General features: G+C 62.9%; 16 protein-coding genes, 1 tRNA gene and 2 pseudogenes. 7 read left to right on the top strand and 12 right to left on the bottom strand.

From position 1 onward, the window contains the following. Positions 1-84 precede the first annotated feature (84 nt). Both A2J01_RS29995 and A2J01_RS29990 read right to left on the bottom strand, forming a co-directional pair. Positions 85-846 carry an SDR family NAD(P)-dependent oxidoreductase gene (locus A2J01_RS29995; RefSeq protein ID WP_003939707.1) on the bottom strand — a complete coding sequence of 254 codons (762 nt, stop codon included), beginning with the start codon at positions 844-846 and terminating at the stop codon, positions 85-87. A 73-nt stretch (positions 847-919) separates the two neighbouring features. Beyond that, complete coding sequence (locus tag A2J01_RS29990; RefSeq protein ID WP_007730036.1) at positions 920-2,065, bottom strand: acyl-CoA dehydrogenase family protein; 1,146 nt, start codon at positions 2,063-2,065, stop codon at positions 920-922. Positions 2,066-2,205: 140 nt separating this feature from the next. Between A2J01_RS29990 and A2J01_RS29985 the strand changes: the two genes are divergently transcribed. The 3 genes and pseudogenes from A2J01_RS29985 (at position 2,206) to A2J01_RS29975 (ending at position 4,892) form a co-directional block, all read left to right on the top strand. Next, entirely contained in the window at positions 2,206-2,814 is a 609-nt protein-coding gene (locus A2J01_RS29985; protein ID WP_030536572.1) for a TetR/AcrR family transcriptional regulator, read from the top strand. Continuing rightward, positions 2,700-3,418, top strand: a pseudogene (locus tag A2J01_RS37520) (DUF7822 domain-containing protein). The gene A2J01_RS29985 and the pseudogene A2J01_RS37520 overlap by 115 nt, the downstream one beginning before the upstream one ends. A 61-nt stretch (positions 3,419-3,479) precedes the next feature. Further along, on the top strand, positions 3,480-4,892 hold the full coding sequence (locus A2J01_RS29975; RefSeq protein ID WP_064114191.1) for an FAD-binding oxidoreductase: 1,413 nt from the start codon (positions 3,480-3,482) through the stop codon (positions 4,890-4,892). 8 nt (positions 4,893-4,900) lie between these two features. Here A2J01_RS29975 and A2J01_RS29970 read toward each other — a convergent pair whose 3' ends face one another. Continuing rightward, the gene (locus A2J01_RS29970) at positions 4,901-6,142 is read right to left on the bottom strand and encodes an RNA polymerase sigma factor (RefSeq protein WP_003940594.1); all 1,242 of its coding nucleotides are present in this window, start codon (positions 6,140-6,142) and stop codon (positions 4,901-4,903) included. Between the two features lie 6 nt (positions 6,143-6,148). Beyond that, on the bottom strand, positions 6,149-6,493 hold the full coding sequence (locus A2J01_RS29965; protein ID WP_003939718.1) for a YciI family protein: 345 nt from the start codon (positions 6,491-6,493) through the stop codon (positions 6,149-6,151). A 140-nt stretch (positions 6,494-6,633) separates the two neighbouring features. Between A2J01_RS29965 and A2J01_RS29960 the strand changes: the two genes are divergently transcribed. After that, complete coding sequence (locus tag A2J01_RS29960) at positions 6,634-7,110, top strand: DUF309 domain-containing protein (RefSeq protein ID WP_003940372.1); 477 nt, start codon at positions 6,634-6,636, stop codon at positions 7,108-7,110. Then, positions 7,110-7,748 carry an LON peptidase substrate-binding domain-containing protein gene (locus tag A2J01_RS29955; RefSeq protein WP_064073901.1) on the top strand — a complete coding sequence of 213 codons (639 nt, stop codon included), beginning with the start codon at positions 7,110-7,112 and terminating at the stop codon, positions 7,746-7,748. Before A2J01_RS29960 ends, A2J01_RS29955 begins: the two co-directional genes overlap by 1 nt. Positions 7,749-7,754: 6 nt before the next feature. Here A2J01_RS29955 and A2J01_RS29950 read toward each other — a convergent pair whose 3' ends face one another. The 4 genes and pseudogenes from A2J01_RS29950 to A2J01_RS29935 form a co-directional block, all read right to left on the bottom strand. Continuing rightward, positions 7,755-8,570 (bottom strand): mycofactocin-coupled SDR family oxidoreductase, encoded by an 816-nt coding sequence (locus A2J01_RS29950; protein WP_007730029.1) that lies wholly within the window; start codon positions 8,568-8,570, stop codon positions 7,755-7,757. 58 nt (positions 8,571-8,628) lie between these two features. After that, positions 8,629-9,255, bottom strand: a complete 627-nt coding sequence (locus A2J01_RS29945) for a LutC/YkgG family protein (RefSeq protein WP_064114185.1) — start codon at positions 9,253-9,255, stop codon at positions 8,629-8,631. Further along, positions 9,252-10,772, bottom strand: a pseudogene (locus tag A2J01_RS29940) (LutB/LldF family L-lactate oxidation iron-sulfur protein). Before A2J01_RS29940 ends, A2J01_RS29945 begins: the two are co-directional and overlap by 4 nt. Next, positions 10,769-11,518: a (Fe-S)-binding protein gene (locus A2J01_RS29935; RefSeq protein WP_003940529.1), complete on the bottom strand. Its 750-nt coding sequence runs from the start codon at positions 11,516-11,518 to the stop codon at positions 10,769-10,771. Before A2J01_RS29935 ends, A2J01_RS29940 begins: the two are co-directional and overlap by 4 nt. Before the next feature lie 98 nt (positions 11,519-11,616). Here A2J01_RS29935 and A2J01_RS29930 point away from each other — a divergent pair, with 98 nt between their 5' ends. Both A2J01_RS29930 and A2J01_RS29925 read left to right on the top strand, forming a co-directional pair. Beyond that, entirely contained in the window at positions 11,617-12,327 is a 711-nt protein-coding gene (locus tag A2J01_RS29930; RefSeq protein ID WP_064114184.1) for a FadR/GntR family transcriptional regulator, read from the top strand. 53 nt (positions 12,328-12,380) lie between these two features. After that, a tRNA-Met gene (locus A2J01_RS29925) sits at positions 12,381-12,454 on the top strand. Positions 12,455-12,551: 97 nt separating this feature from the next. Here the strand turns inward: A2J01_RS29925 and A2J01_RS29920 are convergent. From A2J01_RS29920 to A2J01_RS29905, 4 genes are all read right to left on the bottom strand, one after another. Continuing rightward, positions 12,552-13,178 carry a TenA family protein gene (locus A2J01_RS29920; RefSeq protein WP_064114183.1) on the bottom strand — a complete coding sequence of 209 codons (627 nt, stop codon included), beginning with the start codon at positions 13,176-13,178 and terminating at the stop codon, positions 12,552-12,554. Then, positions 13,175-13,927, bottom strand: coding sequence for a glutamine amidotransferase (locus tag A2J01_RS29915; RefSeq protein ID WP_064114182.1), 753 nt, complete (start codon positions 13,925-13,927; stop codon positions 13,175-13,177). Before A2J01_RS29915 ends, A2J01_RS29920 begins: the two co-directional genes overlap by 4 nt. Beyond that, positions 13,920-15,011, bottom strand: a complete 1,092-nt coding sequence (locus A2J01_RS29910) for a phosphotriesterase family protein (RefSeq protein WP_228232250.1) — start codon at positions 15,009-15,011, stop codon at positions 13,920-13,922. The genes A2J01_RS29915 and A2J01_RS29910 overlap by 8 nt, the downstream gene beginning before the upstream one ends. Next, a partial coding sequence (locus A2J01_RS29905; protein ID WP_064114181.1) for an ABC transporter permease occupies positions 14,966-15,774 on the bottom strand: 809 nt, incomplete at its 5' end. The genes A2J01_RS29905 and A2J01_RS29910, both read right to left, overlap by 46 nt.

Genomic DNA, 15,774 nt, shown 5'->3' with positions numbered 1-15,774 from the left:
CGGTCTTCCCAGTTCTCCTGAGGTTCGGCGCGAGAGGTCACCAGCTACTTATACGGCAAAGCCGGCGACATCTCGGCATCGGCGTCAGGTGATGGTGATTCCTCCGTCGACGGCGATGGTCTGACCGGTGACGTATCCGCCGGCCTCGGACGCGAGCCACACCATGGTGGCCGCGAGCTCTTCAGGATCGCCCATGCGGCCGAGGATCAGGCGCGGAGCCATCGCGTCCAAGTAACCGTCGTTGTATTGGTCTGTCATTTCCGACTTGAAGAAGCCGGGCGCGATCGCGTTGACGCGAATGCCCTTGCGCGTTCCCCACTGCTGTGCGAGGTCGCGGGTCAATCCGACGACGCCTGCCTTGCTCGCCGCATAGGCGGCCTGCGGGAGTCCGGCGGTCGTCAATCCGAGAATGCTCGAGATGTTGACGATGGAGCTGCCCGGGAGCATGACGCGGCCGCAGGCCTGCGCTGCCCAGTAGGACCCATTGAGGTTGATGTCGATGACGGCGCGGAACTGGTCCGGGGTCTCGCGGGTCGCCGGAACGGCAGTTCCGACGCCGGCGTTGTTGACCAGCACGTCCACGCGGCCGAACTTCTCCATCGCGGCGTCGACCATGTTCTGAGCCTGAGCCGGATCGACGATGTCGGTGGCCACGCACAATGCTTCGCGGCCTGCGTCACGCACGAGCTTGGCCGTGTCTTCGAGCTTGTCGACGCGGCGAGCAGCGAGGACGACGTCCGCGCCGGCCTCTGCTGCGGCTTTCGCAAACGCCACCCCGAGGCCCGACGACGCACCGGTCACGATGACCACTCGATCGGTCAGAGAGAACTTGTCGAGAACAGACATGCGCGGTGATGCTCCTGTGTCGTCGGGTTCGGGAAGTGGCGGCTGCAGTGACGTATCGACTGCAGTTGCGAAATTACAGGCCGAGATCGCGGCCGATGAGTTCCTTCATGATCTCGTTGGATCCGGCCCAGATCTTGGTGACGCGGGCGTCCATCCACGCGCGAGCGGCGCGGTACTCGGTCATGAAGCCGTAGCCACCGTGCAACTGAACGCAGTGATCGAGGACCTCGTTCTGCACCTGCGCGGTCCACCACTTAGCCTTGGCGGCGTCGATGGCGGTCAGCTCGCCGGCAGCGTGTGCCGCGACGCAGTTGTCGACGTAGGCCTGGGTGACCTCGATGCGGGTGACGAGATCCGCGAGAAGGAATTTGTTCCACTGCAACGAGCCGATCGGCTGACCGAAAGCCTTGCGGTCCTTGGCATATTGCAGCGTCTCTTCGAGGATCGGAGCGGCGTGCGCGATGTTGGATACCGCAGCGCCGACGCGCTCCTGCGGCAGCATTTCCATCATGTGGATGAAGCCGCGGTCGATCTCACCGATGATGTTGGTGGACGGCACGCGAACGTTCTCGAAGAACAGTTCGGCGGTATCGGACTCGTGCTGGCCGACCTTGTCGAGCTTGCGTCCGCGCTCGAAGCCTTCCATGCCGGTCTCGACGGCAAAGAGGGTGATGCCCTTGGACTTCTTCTCGGGACTGGTCCGAGCCGCCACGATCACGAGGTCGGCGTTGTAGCCGTTGGTGATGAAGGTCTTGGAGCCGTTGATGATCCAGTCGTCGCCGTCCTTGACCGCAGTGGTCTTGAGCGAGGCGAGGTCGGATCCACCGGAAGGCTCGGTCATGCCGATGGCCGTCAGCATCTCACCGGTGCAGAACTTGGGCAGCCAACGCTGCTTCTGCTCTTCGGTGGTGAGCTGAACGAGGTAGGGAGCAACGACGTCGGCGTGAATGCCGAAGCTCGAGGCAACAGCTGCACTGGCGCGCGAGAGCTCTTCGGCCAGAACCGCGTTGAAGCGGTAGTCGCCGGCTTCGCTTCCGCCGTACGCCTCCGGAACCTCGAGTCCGAGGAAGCCGTTGCGTCCCGCTTCGAGCCAGATTTCACGATCGATGAAGCGCTGGTCGATCAGCTTCTCTGCGACCGGAAGGATGTTCCGGTTGACGAATTCGCGAGCAGATTCGCGAAATGCCTCGTGATCGGGTCCGTACAGAGTGCGACGCATGACGAGTTGCTTCCTTTCGGCGTGGCAAAGCCACACGTAACGATGTTCCTAAGCATTCGCTTAGAATCTAAGCACCTGCTTATAGTGAATCGAGAGCGGGATATTGTCAACATCGAAATCCGTCACACCTGGAGGAAACCGTGAGCGATTCACCTGACGTGGTGATCAGCCCCTCCAAAGCTGCGGCCCGTATCCGCGCGGCAGCCGTGGACGCTTTTGCCTCTGCCGGCTACGGCGGCACCACCACCCGTGACATCGCCGCGCGACTCGACATGAGTCCCGCCGCCATGTACCCGCACTACCGCTCGAAAGAAGAGCTGCTTTTCGCGATCAGCTTCGAAGGCCACACCGAAGCGTTGAAAGTGGTCGAGGGCGCCGACCGCCCGGGTGAAGAACCGTCCGTTCGTTTGCAGGAACTGATCAGCACCTTCGCCAGTTGGCAGGCCGGGCACCATTCACTCGCTCGCGTTGTCCAGTACGAACTCACTGCCCTCACACCAGAGCACTACCGAACCGTCGTCGCGCTTCGCCGCAGCACGACGCGGGTGGTCCGGGAGGTTGTCGATGCCGGCGTGCAGTCGGGCGATTTCACGATCCCCGATGCCGAAGGCGTCACCCTCGCCTTGATGTCCCTGTGCGTCGACGTGTGCCGCTGGTTCCCGGCCGGCAATTACACGAATCCGGAAGACATCGGAAAACTGTACGGAGACCTGGCATTGAGGATGGTGGGCGCCGCCCGAATCAGGTGACGCCGACCGCAGAAAGGACTCGGCCAGTGGCCAACCGCACCTATCTCTACTCGACCCCTGTTGCTCCGCATGAGAATCCGGCTGCCGCTCGCGCCCGATGTCTCACCGGTATCTCCGAGTGGTCGTACGCGATACCGCTGGTCCCGAGGATCCTTGTGTCCGTGAATCCCTTCGCCCAACAGTCGATCATCTGGGACGACACCCCCGACCTGATCGCGGTCACCGCGCCCTGTGGTCCTGGTATCGCCCGGCTCGAAGACTTCCTCGGCCGAATCGATCACCCCGAACTCGCACGATGGCCGGCGATGCGCTGCGTTTCCTGCGCAGCCACACCGAACCCGACCACTACTTCGTCCTCGAGTGCGGCGAGATCTTCGACATGGACGACGAACCGTTCGCCGAACAGGGCGCGGCCCTGATGACCGGTCTGGCGGACATCGACGCCGAGATGGAGGCGGCTCTGGCCACACTCGCACCCGCCAAGCCGCGATTCTGGGAGCGACTGTTCACGCCGACTCAGGAGAGCGTCGAGGAACCGCTACGCGAACTCGGCCTCGGTTACTGGTCCGAGACCCTGTACTTCGATCTCGACGTCCCGCGATAGGCGAACCGAGCATCCATCAGTTTCAGACCAGTTGGTCCGCAAACAGGTACCCTCGGATTTCGTGTCCGACTACGCCACCGATCTGCCAACCTCTGCGTCCACCGTCCTCGGCGGTTGGGGTCGCACAGCCCGAACTACCTCGCATGTCGTTTCGACTCCTGATGTAGAGGCGATCGCAAAGGCCGTCGCCCGCGTCGCAGACGACAACGCGGACAAGCCGTTGCACCTCCGACGTGGAGTCATCGCTCGTGGTCTGGGCCGGTCTTACGGAGACAACGCGCAGAACACCGGCGGCTTGGTCATCGACATGACCGCCTTCCGTCGAATTCACAAGATCGATGCCGAGTCCCGTCTCGTGGAGATGGACGCGGGAGTCTCTCTCGATCAGCTGATGCGCGCGGCGCTACCATTCGGTCTCTGGGTACCGGTACTCCCCGGAACACGCCAGGTAACCATCGGCGGAGCTATCGCCTGCGATATTCACGGCAAGAACCACCACACCGAGGGCAGCTTCGGAAATCATGTCCGCTCGATGGATCTGCTCACTGCTGACGGCAGTATCCGAACACTGGAGCCGCAAGGCCCGACATCCGAACTCTTCTGGGCTACCGTCGGCGGGATCGGACTGACCGGGATCATCCTGCGCGTCACCCTCGAGATGACACCGACCGAAACGGCATACTTCGTCAACGACGGCGCACTGACCGCAGGCCTGGACGAAACCGTCGCTTTTCACAGCGACGGCAGCGAAGCCGACTACACGTATTCGAGCGCCTGGTTCGATGCAGTCAGTGCGCCGCCGAAGCTCGGCCGGGCCTCGATTACGCGTGGTTCGTTGGCGACCGTCGACCAGCTTCCGCTGAAATTGCAGAAGAATCCGTTGAAATTCGATGCACCACAACTGTTCACGACACCGGATGTTTTCCCCAACGGCTTGATGAACAAGCTATCGGCGTCAGCGATCGGCGAGTTCTACTACCGCACCGGCGGCAACTACGTCGGGAAGGTGCAGAACCTGACGCAGTTCTACCATCCGCTCGACCTCATCGGTGAGTGGAACCGTGCCTACGGGTCCAAGGGATTCCTGCAATACCAGTTCGTGGTGCCCGTCGACGCGGTGGACGAATTCAAGAGCATCATCCGCGATATCCAGCGTTCGGGACACTATTCAGCTCTCAACGTCTTCAAACTTTTCGGCGAGGGAAACGCAGCGCCACTGAGCTTTCCGATGTCCGGGTGGAACGTCGCCTTCGACTTCCCGATCAAGTCCGGCCTGGGTGAGTTCGTCGCCTCCCTCGACAAACGGGTACTCGAATTCGGCGGTCGCCTCTACACCGCCAAGGACTCTCGGACTACCGCAGCAAGCTTCCACTCGATGTATCCGCGAATCGACGAGTGGATCCAGATACGCAGAAATATCGATCCGACAGGTGTTTTCGTGTCCGACATGGCCCGAAGACTCGAATTGATCTGAGGCGCCGATCAGTCGGAGATCTCACCCAACCGACGCTCCAGGTAGGCCCGCTCCGGTTCCGTACCAACGAGTTTCAGAGCTTGTCGGTACGCGGATGCCGCTGCGTCGGTGCGCCCCAACCGAGCAAGTAGTTCGGCTCGTGCAAGGTGATACGGATGGTAGTCGGCAAGTTTGGGCTCCGCTGCCAGTTCCTCCAGCGCAGTCAGCCCGACTTCCTCGCCGTCGCGCATCGCCAACGCTACTGCCCGATTGACGGCCACGACCGGCGACGGAGTCAGCGTGAGGAGCACTCCGTAGAGAGCGCAGATCTGTGGCCAGTCGGTGCTCTCCACATCTGCGGCCTCGTCGTGCAATGCGGCGATGGCGGCCTGCACCCCGTACGGCCCCGGCGCTCCCCCGGTCAACGCGACTACGACGAGGTCGCTGCCTTCCTCGATCATCGGCTGGTCCCAACACCCGCGATCCTGGTCTTCGAGGAGCACGATCCCGCCGGCGGCGTCGGTACGGGCATCCCGACGCGCGTGGACGAGAAGCATCAATGCAAGCAACCCGGCGATCTCGCGCTCATCGGGAAGCAATGCGCGCAAGATCCTCGCCAGCCTGATCGCCTCCACCGCCAGGTCGACGCGTTGCAGATCCGGACCCGAACTCGCTGCGTACCCCTCGGTGAACACCGAATAGATCACCTGCAGAACACCGGGCAGACGCTCCGGGAGTTCTTCGGCGCTGGGAGTTCGGAAGGGAATCCGAGCCTGACGGATTTTCTTCTTCGCACGCACGATCCGCTGCGCCATGGTCGCCGAAGGCACGAGGAAGGCCCGAGCAACCTCGGGCGTCGTCAACCCTCCGAGGCAACGCAAGGTGAGTGCGATTCGGTCGTCCTCGGCCAGCGCTGGGTGCGAGCAGGTGAAGAACAGCTGCAACCGCTCGTCGGGAAGTTCTCCGTCGACCGTGGGCGGCGCCGGGTCGGCACGATCGGCGTCCACCTGCATCACCGCCAATCGCGCCGCATAGGCCTGATCACGACGAAGCCTGTCGACGGCTTTACGACGCGCCGTGGTCAGCAGCCAGGCGCCCGGTTTAGCCGGCACTCCGTCCACGGGCCAGTGCACCAACGCGGCCTCGACGGCTTCGGAGGTGACTTCCTCGGCCAGATCCAGATCACCGAAGCGGCGGACGAGCGAGGCCAAGAGTCGTCCGCGTTCCTCCCGGAACACTGACTCGATGGAGTTCTCGGCCTGCTCGTCCACGGCGAATCAGTCCCCGAACCCGGCCAGTGGACGCACCTCGACGCTGCCGCCGTCGCGCGCGCCGGGGCACCGCGCGGCCCATGAAAGCGCCGCATCCAGATCGGGAACGTCGATGACGTCGTAGCCGCCGAGGATTTCACGGGTTTCTGCGAAGGGTCCGTCGGTGACGGTCTTTTCTCCGGACTGCGAGACCCGAACCGTCGTCGTAGTCGTCAGGTCGGCGAGGGCATCGCCGGACACCCAGATCCCGGCATCCTTCATTTCCTTGTCGTATTGCTGCCAGTCCTCGAACGTGCACTGGGGTTCGGTGTCTCCGCCGGGTGCGGTGTAGATGAGCAACATGTACTTCATGACTGACTCCTTGGTCTGTTGTTTTTCTTGCGGCTTTCTTGCCTTACAACATGACGACGAACGGTTCTCCCCGGAATCGACAGGCGACTCGAAAAAACTTTTGGCGAGTTCGGCCGAGGCGCTGCCGTTAGGCTGAGTGTATGACCGAACGCGACCGGGACGCCGCTGGGAAACCCCTCAATTCGCGGCCCCGTGACGGACTCGGACGTCCACTGCCACGCGACGCAGCGGGCGGTGTCCCGCGCATTCCGGACGATGTACGCCTGCCACCAGACGAGTCGATCACCGAGGCGCAGCGCCTCCTCGACCACGGCATGCCTTTCCACGCACACGAGATTCTCGAAGGAACGTGGAAAAGCGCGCCGCCCGAGGAACGTGACCTGTGGCAGGGACTGGCTCAGTTGGCCGTCGGGCTCACCCATCTGCTTCGGGGCAACAACACCGGCGCCGTCTCACTCCTCGGCCAGGGTCACGACCGCATCAGGCACTACGAGGTCGAGAGTCCGCACGGCCTCGATATCCCCGGTCTACTGACGTGGTCCGAGCACCTGCTCGCCGAAATCGATCGCCCCGGCGATTTCCCCGCCCCTCCGATTCCGAGGTTGAGAATCCCCTGATGCCCATCTTCCCCATGTTTCCGCTCGGCTCCGCTTTGCTACCGGGTGAGGTGTTGCCCCTGAACATCTTCGAACCTCGGTATCGCGCACTGGTCGAGAACGTTCTCGAAGCTGCCGACGGCCCACTGTTCGGAGTAGTGCTCATCGCTCGTGGCCACGAGGTCGGTGGCGGCGAATCACGTCACGACGTCGGCACTCTGGCTCGGATCGAGTCTCATGTCGCCATGGGTGCCGGGCGGTATCAGTTGTATTGCCGGACCGAAGACCGCATCCGGGTCAATCGATGGCTGCCGGACGATCCCTACCCACTTGCCGAGGTCGAATTGTGGCCTGACGAGAACAACGGAACACCAGTCACTGCTTACGAATACGACTCGCTCCTCGAGCGCATCGAGTTCATGTACGGAATGTTGGGAAAGCTCGCACTTCGGGCCGGCGAACAGACTCCGCGAATGCCCGTCCCACCGGATCCCTTGGATCCGCTGGGTTCTCGGCTGTATGCCCTCGCCAGGAGCATTCCGATGGGTGACGCCGATCGCCTGGCGATTTTGACCGCGCCAGGCGCCGACGAACGTATTCGCGCACTCTCGGAGGCAGTCGAGAACACCATCGAGGTCGCGCAGTTCAATCTCCTCTGAGCGCAACTACGCCATCGTCTGACCCATGTCGATGACGATCTTCGTCCCGGTGACCGCGCGGGAGAGGTCCGTCGCGAGGTAGACAACAGCGTTGGAGATGTCCTCGACGGTGGTGCGCGGGACGGACGTGAGCGGCCACTTGTACGAGTTCATGTACTCCGGATGAGTAGTGAGTACCTTACCGACGTTGGGATCGTTGCCCATCTCGGTCTCCACCGCGCCAGGGTGGATGGTGTTGACTCGAATGTCGAAGCTTCCCAATTCCGTTGCAGCAGTGCGAGCCAAACCCACGAGGCCGTGCTTGGCCGCCGAGTAGTGCGCGCAGCCGGGCGCTTCGGCGACGCCGGCAGCACTGCTCACAATCACGATGGAACCACCGTTGCCGGCTTCGATCATTGCAGGAACCGCAGCTGTCATCGTGCGCCAGACACCATTGAGATTGATGTCCACCAGCGTCGACCACTGTTCTTCAGGCATCTCCCAGAAACGGTTCCACGTAGCGATGCCCGCATTGGCAATCACGACGTCGAGGCGACCGAACTTGTCGACGCCCGACGCCACCGCCGCCCGCAGCGCCTCGAGGTCACGGACGTCCGCTACAGCGGTGACGATCTCGCGCCCCTCCGCTCGCACGAGACGAGCCGTTTCTTCGAGGTCGGCTTCAGTCGCGGCCGCGTAACCCACGTCTTCGGACACCGACGCGCACACGTCGACAGCGATGACGTCTGCACCTTCCTGCGCGAGTCGAATCGCGTGATTGCGTCCCTGACCCCGCGCTGCACCGGTGATGAAAACGACCTTGCCTGCCAACAGTTGTGTCATGGCCGGGACGTTAGACGCTGATGAGGCCGCCTGCCTGTGAGTTCCCGCTCGACGGGAATCAACCGTCGACGATGACGACGTGAAGATTCCTCGGACCATGGACACCTTCGACGCGCTCGAGTTCGATGTCGGAGGTCGCCGACGGGCCGCTGATCATGGTGGCGGGGCGCTCCGGTGTCAGCTTCGCAATCGCCTCCGGCACTCCCACTTCCACACTGCTGCGATACACGCCGCAGATGTGTGTGTCCGGTACCAGTGTCAACGCACGGCGTCCCTGTGATGGACCGGCGTCGAGGAAGATGGTGCCGGTTTCGGCGCACGATACCTTCGAGCCGGTGACAACGGCGTCGAGGTTCTCGAGTTCAGGAGCCGGTACGTCCGGGCTGTCCACCACCAGCGTTCCGTCGAATCCGGCTACCCATGATCGGTCGAGGCCGGCGGGGATCCCCAGAGTGTGTAGTCCGCGCCCTTTCAGTATTCCGGCGACGGCCTCGGCGATTTCTGTTGCAGCGCAATGGTGAACGTGCGCCTTGTAGTCCACCAGACGGTCGACGAACAAATCGATGAGTTCCTCGTCGGACATGGTTCTGCCAGTCCGGTAGTTTCGCGGTATCTCGCCTTCGCGGGCGGGCGCCAAGGTGATGGCATCACGAATGCGTCCGAGCACCACTTCACGTGAATTCATCTGTCCGCCTTACCGTCACGACGAGCCTCGTCCAATGCCGCGCGGCCTTCGTCGGAGTCCCACCAGGATCGGAAGGTCTGCTTGGGCGGTGCGGGAATGTCTCTGGCAGCTGTCCAACCGTTCAATGGAGGTGGCAACGTAGAGATCTTCCCTTTCCTGCCGGCCACGACGCGTCCGAGCCCGGCAGCTTTCTGAGCCAACGTCCACCGGCCCTCGGTCGACATCGCCAGAGAGGCGGCTTTCATCGCCAAAGACTCTGCCGTGATACCGGATTGCTCGACCTTCTGGTGCCGCAATTCGACGAGCAGCGAGGGTATGTCGATCTTGACCGGGCAGGCGTCGAAGCACGCACCGCACAGACTCGAGGCAAAGGGAAGCGTCGAGTTGGGATCGTCTTTGCCATGCATGCCCGCGAGCTGCGGAGTCAGCACCGCGCCGATCGGTCCCGGATAGGTCGATCCGTAGGCGTGACCGCCGGTGCGCTCGTAGACCGGGCACACGTTCAGACACGCCGAGCACCGTATGCAGCTCAGGGCTTCCCTCCCGATCTTGTCGGCAAGCGCGGCAGTCCGACCGTTGTCGAGGAGGACCAGGTGGAACTCCTGTGGACCGTCGTCGGGCGTGACGCCGGTCCACATGGAGGTGTACGGGTTCATCCGCTCCCCCGTCGAGGACCGCGGCAGCAGTTGCAGGAAGACCTCCAGATCCTGATACGTCGGCAGAATCTTCTCGATGCCCATCACGGTGATCAGTGTTTTCGGCAGCGTCAGGCACATTCGCCCGTTGCCCTCCGACTCCACGACGGTCAGAGTGCCCGTGTCCGCGATGCCGAAATTGGCGCCGGAGACGGCGACCGGCGTCGTCATGAACTTGTGGCGCAGAAACTTTCGTGCAGCAGCGGCAAGTTCGGCCGGGTTCTCCCCGAGGTTCGGATCGACATCTGGCATCTCACGAAGGAATATCTCCCGAATCTCGGACCTGTTGCGATGGATCGCGGGAACCAGGATGTGCGACGGTTTGTCATGGCCGAGCTGGACGATCAATTCCGCGAGATCGGTCTCGTAGGCGGTGATTCCGTGGGCTTCGAGATGCTCGTTGAGACCGATCTCCTGCGTGGCCATCGACTTGACCTTGATGACCTCGTCGGAGCCGGTGGCTTTGACAAGTTCGGTCACAATGGCGTTGGCCTCGTTGGCATCCGCCGCCCAATGCACCTGCCCACCGCGCGCGATGACTGCAGCTTCGAACTGTTCGAGCAGTTCCGGCAACCGCGCCATGACGTCGGCCTTGATCGCCGAACCCGCATCACGCAGGTCTTCCCAATCGGGAAGCTATCCAGTCACGTTGATGCGCTTGGCACGGATGGTGTGCGTCGCCTTGCCGATATTGCGTCGCAGTTGCGCGTTGGCCAGCTCGTGATGTGCTGCGACGGGGAATTTCTCAGTACCTCGCAGGAACCCTGCACCCTCGGGCGACCTCGGCGGGAAGCTGGGCAGACCCAGCGTCACAGCGCTCATGCGTGCACCCGGCTTTCCACCGACGCCAGAATCTCCGCGAGGTGAATGGTCTTGGCGCCCATCTGCAGTCGCGACATACCGCCGCCGATATGCATGAGGCACGACGAGTCTCCGGCGCTGCAGAATTCGGCGCCGGTGTCCGCAACGTGGCGAATCTTGTCCGCCAGCATGGCCGTCGAAGTCTCCGCATTCTTGATGGCGAAGGTGCCGCCGAATCCACAGCAGGAATCTGCTTCGGGGAGTTCGACCAGATCGATGTCGCGGACGTTGCGCAGCAACTGAAGTGGCTTGTCCCCCACCCTCAACATGCGCAGTGAGTGACAGGTCGGGTGATAGGTGACTCGGTGCGGGAAGTACGCGCCCACATCGGTGACCCCGAGAACGTCCACGAGGAATTCGGAAAGCTCGTACGTCTTTGCCTTCACGGTCTGCACCTGTCCACACAGCGACGCGGTGCCGTAGCGCTCGGCGACGATCTCGTGTTGATGACGGACCGAACCGACGCACGACCCCGATGGTGCGACAACCGCGTCGATCGACGCATCACCGAAGGTGTCGGCGTAGTTCGCGACCAGCGGTAGTGCGCCCGGCTGATAGCCGGTATTGACGTGCATCTGCCCGCAGCAGGTCTGCCCGGACGGAAACACGACGTCGTGCCCGAGACGGGTGAGCAGGAGGGCGGTGGCCTTGACGGCGTCGGGAAACATCGTGTCCCCGATGCAGGTGGCGAACAGCGCTACTCGCATGTGGTTCCCCGCAATCTGTCGGTGTGGTCTGACCACAGTAATACATCCCCGTACAGGCCACCCCATAAACGGCGTCCACCCGGTTATGCTCTTGCCTCATGCCGACCGAGCCGAGCCCGCGAGCGTGGGAACAAGTACTGAGCCACCTCGAACGTCGGCTCGTTTCAGGCGAGGTGTCTCCTGGCCAGCGCCTGCCGGGAGAGAGAATTCTGGCAGCAGAGTTGGGCGTCGGACGGTCATCGGTCCGAGAAGCGTTGCGGGTCATGGAAGCACTCGGCCTCCTCAAGGCGCAGACTGGCTCCGGCCCGACGTCCGGCGCGATGATCGTAGCCAAACCGACCGGCGGTATGACCATGCTGATGCGGATGCAGGTTGCAGCACAAGGCTTTCCGGTCTCGGATGTGGTGAAGACACGACTCGTTCTCGAATCCGAGGTGATGCAATCCCTGGCATCGCGGACTCCGACGCCCGACCTCCGCGCGGCCGTCGAACTGCTCGACTCGATGGAGGACGCAGCTCTCTCGGCCGAGGAATTCTTGCTACTCGACGCACAGTTCCACGTGGCGCTCGCCGACGCGGCGGGCAATCAGGTGATCGCAGCCATGATGACCGGCCTGCGCGAGTCCATCGAGGTCTACGTTCTCGCGGGCGTCCAGATCGACAGCTGGCCGAGCACCTGCATGCGACTGCGTGACGAACACCGAGGATTGGTGGATGCGGTCAACGCGGGTGACGGCGAACTCGCACGTCAGCGCATAGTCGGACACATCCGCGGTTACTACTCGGAAAGCGCGCACTCCAGTCGGTGACAGGGGGTGGTAATTGCGCCTCCAGAAGTCGTGTACTGTTGGTTTCACACCGACGCGGGGTGGAGCAGCTCGGTAGCTCGCTGGGCTCATAACCCAGAGGTCGCAGGTTCAAATCCTGTCCCCGCTACAAAGAAGAGGCCCGTAGGTTGCGAAAGCGACCTACGGGCCTTTTGCTGTGCGCCTTTATTAACCGCCGGGGGTTAATAAAGGCGCACAGCAGTGGTTCACACCGCCACGTTGTGAAAATCGATCTCTGCGGCCAGCATGCCCGAGAACCACCGATCCAGGTCCTCGTCGCTCACTGACTTCGGCATGGCGTCCACTTCGCACGCCAGCACCGCCACCTGGGACACGAACGGCGGAGCGACATGCATGTCCACCCAGTCCTGCAACGCTGGTTCGCGATCTACCTTCACTGCCGCCGCCTCCCGGCACCACGACAGATACAGGGTTTCCGCGGCGTACATGCCCACCAGCGCCGCCGCCCTGCCCTCTTCGCGAGCGAGGGCCAAGGCGTGCGTGGACAGCACGGCCGACTCCTCGACCAGCGCCGCTGCGTCACCCTCGTACGGGAAGCGGGAACGCAACTGCGCGAAATACTCGCGCTGCTCGCCCACCAGGTTCGACATCGACGTCACGTGGTCGAGCGCGTCGTCGAGCGTCGGGGATTCGGCGACCATCAACCCCAACACCTTGACGGCCGTCAGTACGAATGCCTCTTCGATCACGAGGTACCGGCAGAATCCCTCATCACTCAACGTCCCGCCGATGGTGTCCTCGATGAATGGAACCGCCCGCGCGGCAGCGAGATTACTCTGCTGCCGCGCGAGCAGGTCTGAGGAGCGACTCATTCGCCGGCGACCCAACTGATCAAGCCGTCGAACAGGTCGGTGTATCCGGGCCACTGCTCACAGAACTCCGGCGGAGCCCAGTGCGGCGAGCAGTCCGAGGTGAAGACGATCGACCGTCCGGCGCCGTATTCACCGGCAGCGACAAGCGGATCGCCGTTGATGGTGGCGGGAACCACGGCACCGTCCTTCGCGACGACGCGGTTGTATCCCAGGAGCGCGGGCCAGGAATCGCCGGCATTACCGAGAGCCGGGTGAGCAGCATCGACGACGGTGGGAACGATCCCAGCCGGTGTCTCGACGCGATCGTCCTCGGCCAGCATCGTCACGGGCAGTACCTCGGCGATCGCGGTCTGGCGGAAAGCTGCTCGCGCCTGGAATCCGGAGAACGAGAGGTAGCCACCGATCATCATCAGTGAGCCGCCGGCGTTCACCCAGTCACGAAGCGCGACAAGGCGATCCTCGCCGGCGCGGAACTGGTCGAACACGCCGGGAGCCAGCTGCAGCGAGTTCGCTCCGATGTCGGAGAGAACGACGACGTCGAACTGGGACAACGCTTCTGCGGTACCAGGGAACTGCGTCGGCACCAGGTGTGCGGGCATGTGTGTCACGTCGTGGCCACGTGAGATGAGCGCATCCCGAAGCGGACCGACTCCCTCGACGTAGGAATGGACACTGAACTCGTCGACGCCCTTGACGTGCGTTGACGTCGTCATCCAGCTCTCGCCGGCGATCAGTACTCGTTTACCCATGACTGCTTCTGTTTCCTTTCGCGGCCTGCTCGAAGAGCGACCTCGGGTTGTCTCGCATCAATGCGGACACTTGCTGGGGATCTACGCCTGCGCGCACCAATCGGGCGGCGAAGGCGAGTGGTACGTAGGAGAATCCGTTTCCGCCGTGCTTTCTGAGCATTGATTTGAGGAAGAGGTCGTGACTGAGCAGGAGCTGTGATGCGTGACCGGAGGTGACCAATCCGGCTACCGCAGTGGCTGTTTCCGCCGGATGCGGCGAAAGACCCTCGCCGGGGAAATCGAAAGGCATCCCGATCATGTCGAATTCGAGAAAGACACCGCGGTCGGCGAGCGATCGTTGGTAGTCGGCGTCGTGTCCGGACGGGTCCATGTGGCACAGCACCACTGCTTGCGGATCGACGCCCATCTCGTCGACCACGATGTCGACGACGTGATGTCCCACGCGCTGCCAGCCCGGAAGGTGGACGAACAGGGGCACGTCCACCTCGCGCTGAGCAATGCACGCCGCCCGCAACGCTTTCGCCTCGTTCTGAGTGAAGAGCGGGGAGACGCCGATCTCCCCGATCACTCCCGGAGCCAATTCCTTTGCCGGATCGAACTCCTCGACGAGCGAACCTGCCAGATCGTCGACACCGAGTTCGTGGACCTCGACCGGATGGGTCGTCTCGAGGTACCACCCTGAACCCATGATCACTCGCACATCTGACTTTCGCGAGAACTCCGCCAACTTCTCCGGTGCCCGGCCCAGTCCCGGCGGTGTCAGATCGACGATCGTCCGACCCCCGAGGCGGGCGAAGTCCGCAAGGTCTTCCACCACGGCCGATCCGTCGTCGACTCGACAATTGTCGAGACTGTAATACGGATTGTCGTGAAGAAGCCAGGCATCCTCGGCGCGTACCGGACCGGCCAACCGCTGTGCCACAACCGGATCCGGGGCCTCGGTGTACGCACCGGTGACGTCGTTGTGCAGATGTTCGTGTGGGAGAACCAGTCCGAGTTCCGAGCTGTCCACGGTTCCCGTGACAGTACGAACCTTGCTCATGAGCGTGCAGGCCCCGACGGTGCGGACTGCAGGTGTCGCCACAGCGCGCTCAGTGTATGTCCGCGCATGTTGATCCAGATGGCCAGTAGCAGAACGACACCGGTGATGATCGGCGTCAGGAACGGGCTCACGCCGAGCAGGGTCAATCCGTTGGCGATGATTCCGGTCAGGACGGCGCCGATGACGGTACCGATCACGGTGCCGCGACCGCCGAAGAGATTGGTGCCACCGAGAACCACCGCGGTGATCACGGTGAGCTCGAATCCCGTTGCGGAGTTGGCCGAACCCGAGCCCAGTCGAGCCGCGATCAGCAGTCCCGCGATACCGGCAGCCAAGCCGGTGAAGACGAGCGTCATCATGAGCACACGACGCGTGTTGACGCCGGACCGTCGCACGGATTCGACGTTGGAGCCGATACCGGTGACATAGCGCCCGAAGCGCATGCGGTTGAGCGCAATTGCTCCGATGACCACGACGACGAGAGCAATCCAGGCGCTGGCGGAGAACCCGAGGAACTCAGCAGTTCCGAGCTTCGCGAAGTAAGTGTCGGCAGGAACCGGAACGGAGAATCCTTCGGTCCGATACAGCGCGATACCGCGAATGACGGACATCGTCGCCAGAGTCACGATGAACGGCGGAATACCCTGATAGGCAGCGAGCCATCCGTTGACCAGGCCCCAGGCCGCACCCATCACCGGGGCGGCGACGAAGACCAGGGACGAATCGACGCCGGCCTGGATAAGCTCGGCACTCATCGCCGCGACGAACGCGACGATCGCACCGACGGACAGGTCGATCTGACCTG

This window comes from Rhodococcus sp. EPR-134, from assembly GCF_001647205.1.
GTDB lineage: Bacteria > Actinomycetota > Actinomycetes > Mycobacteriales > Mycobacteriaceae > Rhodococcus_F > Rhodococcus_F qingshengii.
The sequence above is the reverse complement of the archived record's forward strand: the minus strand, read 5'-3'. Positions and strand labels throughout refer to the sequence as shown.

What these genes read in the sequence shown, in the direction of transcription:
- A2J01_RS29995 (WP_003939707.1), bottom strand. Translation starts at nt 846, where the DNA reads ATGTCTGTTCTCGACAAGTTCTCTCTGACCGATCGAGTGGTCATCGTG.
- A2J01_RS29990 (WP_007730036.1), bottom strand. Translation starts at nt 2,065, where the DNA reads ATGCGTCGCACTCTGTACGGACCCGATCACGAGGCATTTCGCGAATCT.
- A2J01_RS29965 (WP_003939718.1), bottom strand. Translation starts at nt 6,493, where the DNA reads ATGAAGTACATGTTGCTCATCTACACCGCACCCGGCGGAGACACCGAA.
- A2J01_RS29960 (WP_003940372.1), top strand. Translation starts at nt 6,634, where the DNA reads ATGACCGAACGCGACCGGGACGCCGCTGGGAAACCCCTCAATTCGCGG.
- A2J01_RS29955 (WP_064073901.1), top strand. Translation starts at nt 7,110, where the DNA reads ATGCCCATCTTCCCCATGTTTCCGCTCGGCTCCGCTTTGCTACCGGGT.
- A2J01_RS29950 (WP_007730029.1), bottom strand. Translation starts at nt 8,570, where the DNA reads ATGACACAACTGTTGGCAGGCAAGGTCGTTTTCATCACCGGTGCAGCG.
- A2J01_RS29945 (WP_064114185.1), bottom strand. Translation starts at nt 9,255, where the DNA reads ATGAATTCACGTGAAGTGGTGCTCGGACGCATTCGTGATGCCATCACC.
- A2J01_RS29935 (WP_003940529.1), bottom strand. Translation starts at nt 11,518, where the DNA reads ATGCGAGTAGCGCTGTTCGCCACCTGCATCGGGGACACGATGTTTCCC.
- A2J01_RS29930 (WP_064114184.1), top strand. Translation starts at nt 11,617, where the DNA reads ATGCCGACCGAGCCGAGCCCGCGAGCGTGGGAACAAGTACTGAGCCAC.
- A2J01_RS29920 (WP_064114183.1), bottom strand. Translation starts at nt 13,178, where the DNA reads ATGAGTCGCTCCTCAGACCTGCTCGCGCGGCAGCAGAGTAATCTCGCT.
- A2J01_RS29915 (WP_064114182.1), bottom strand. Translation starts at nt 13,927, where the DNA reads ATGGGTAAACGAGTACTGATCGCCGGCGAGAGCTGGATGACGACGTCA.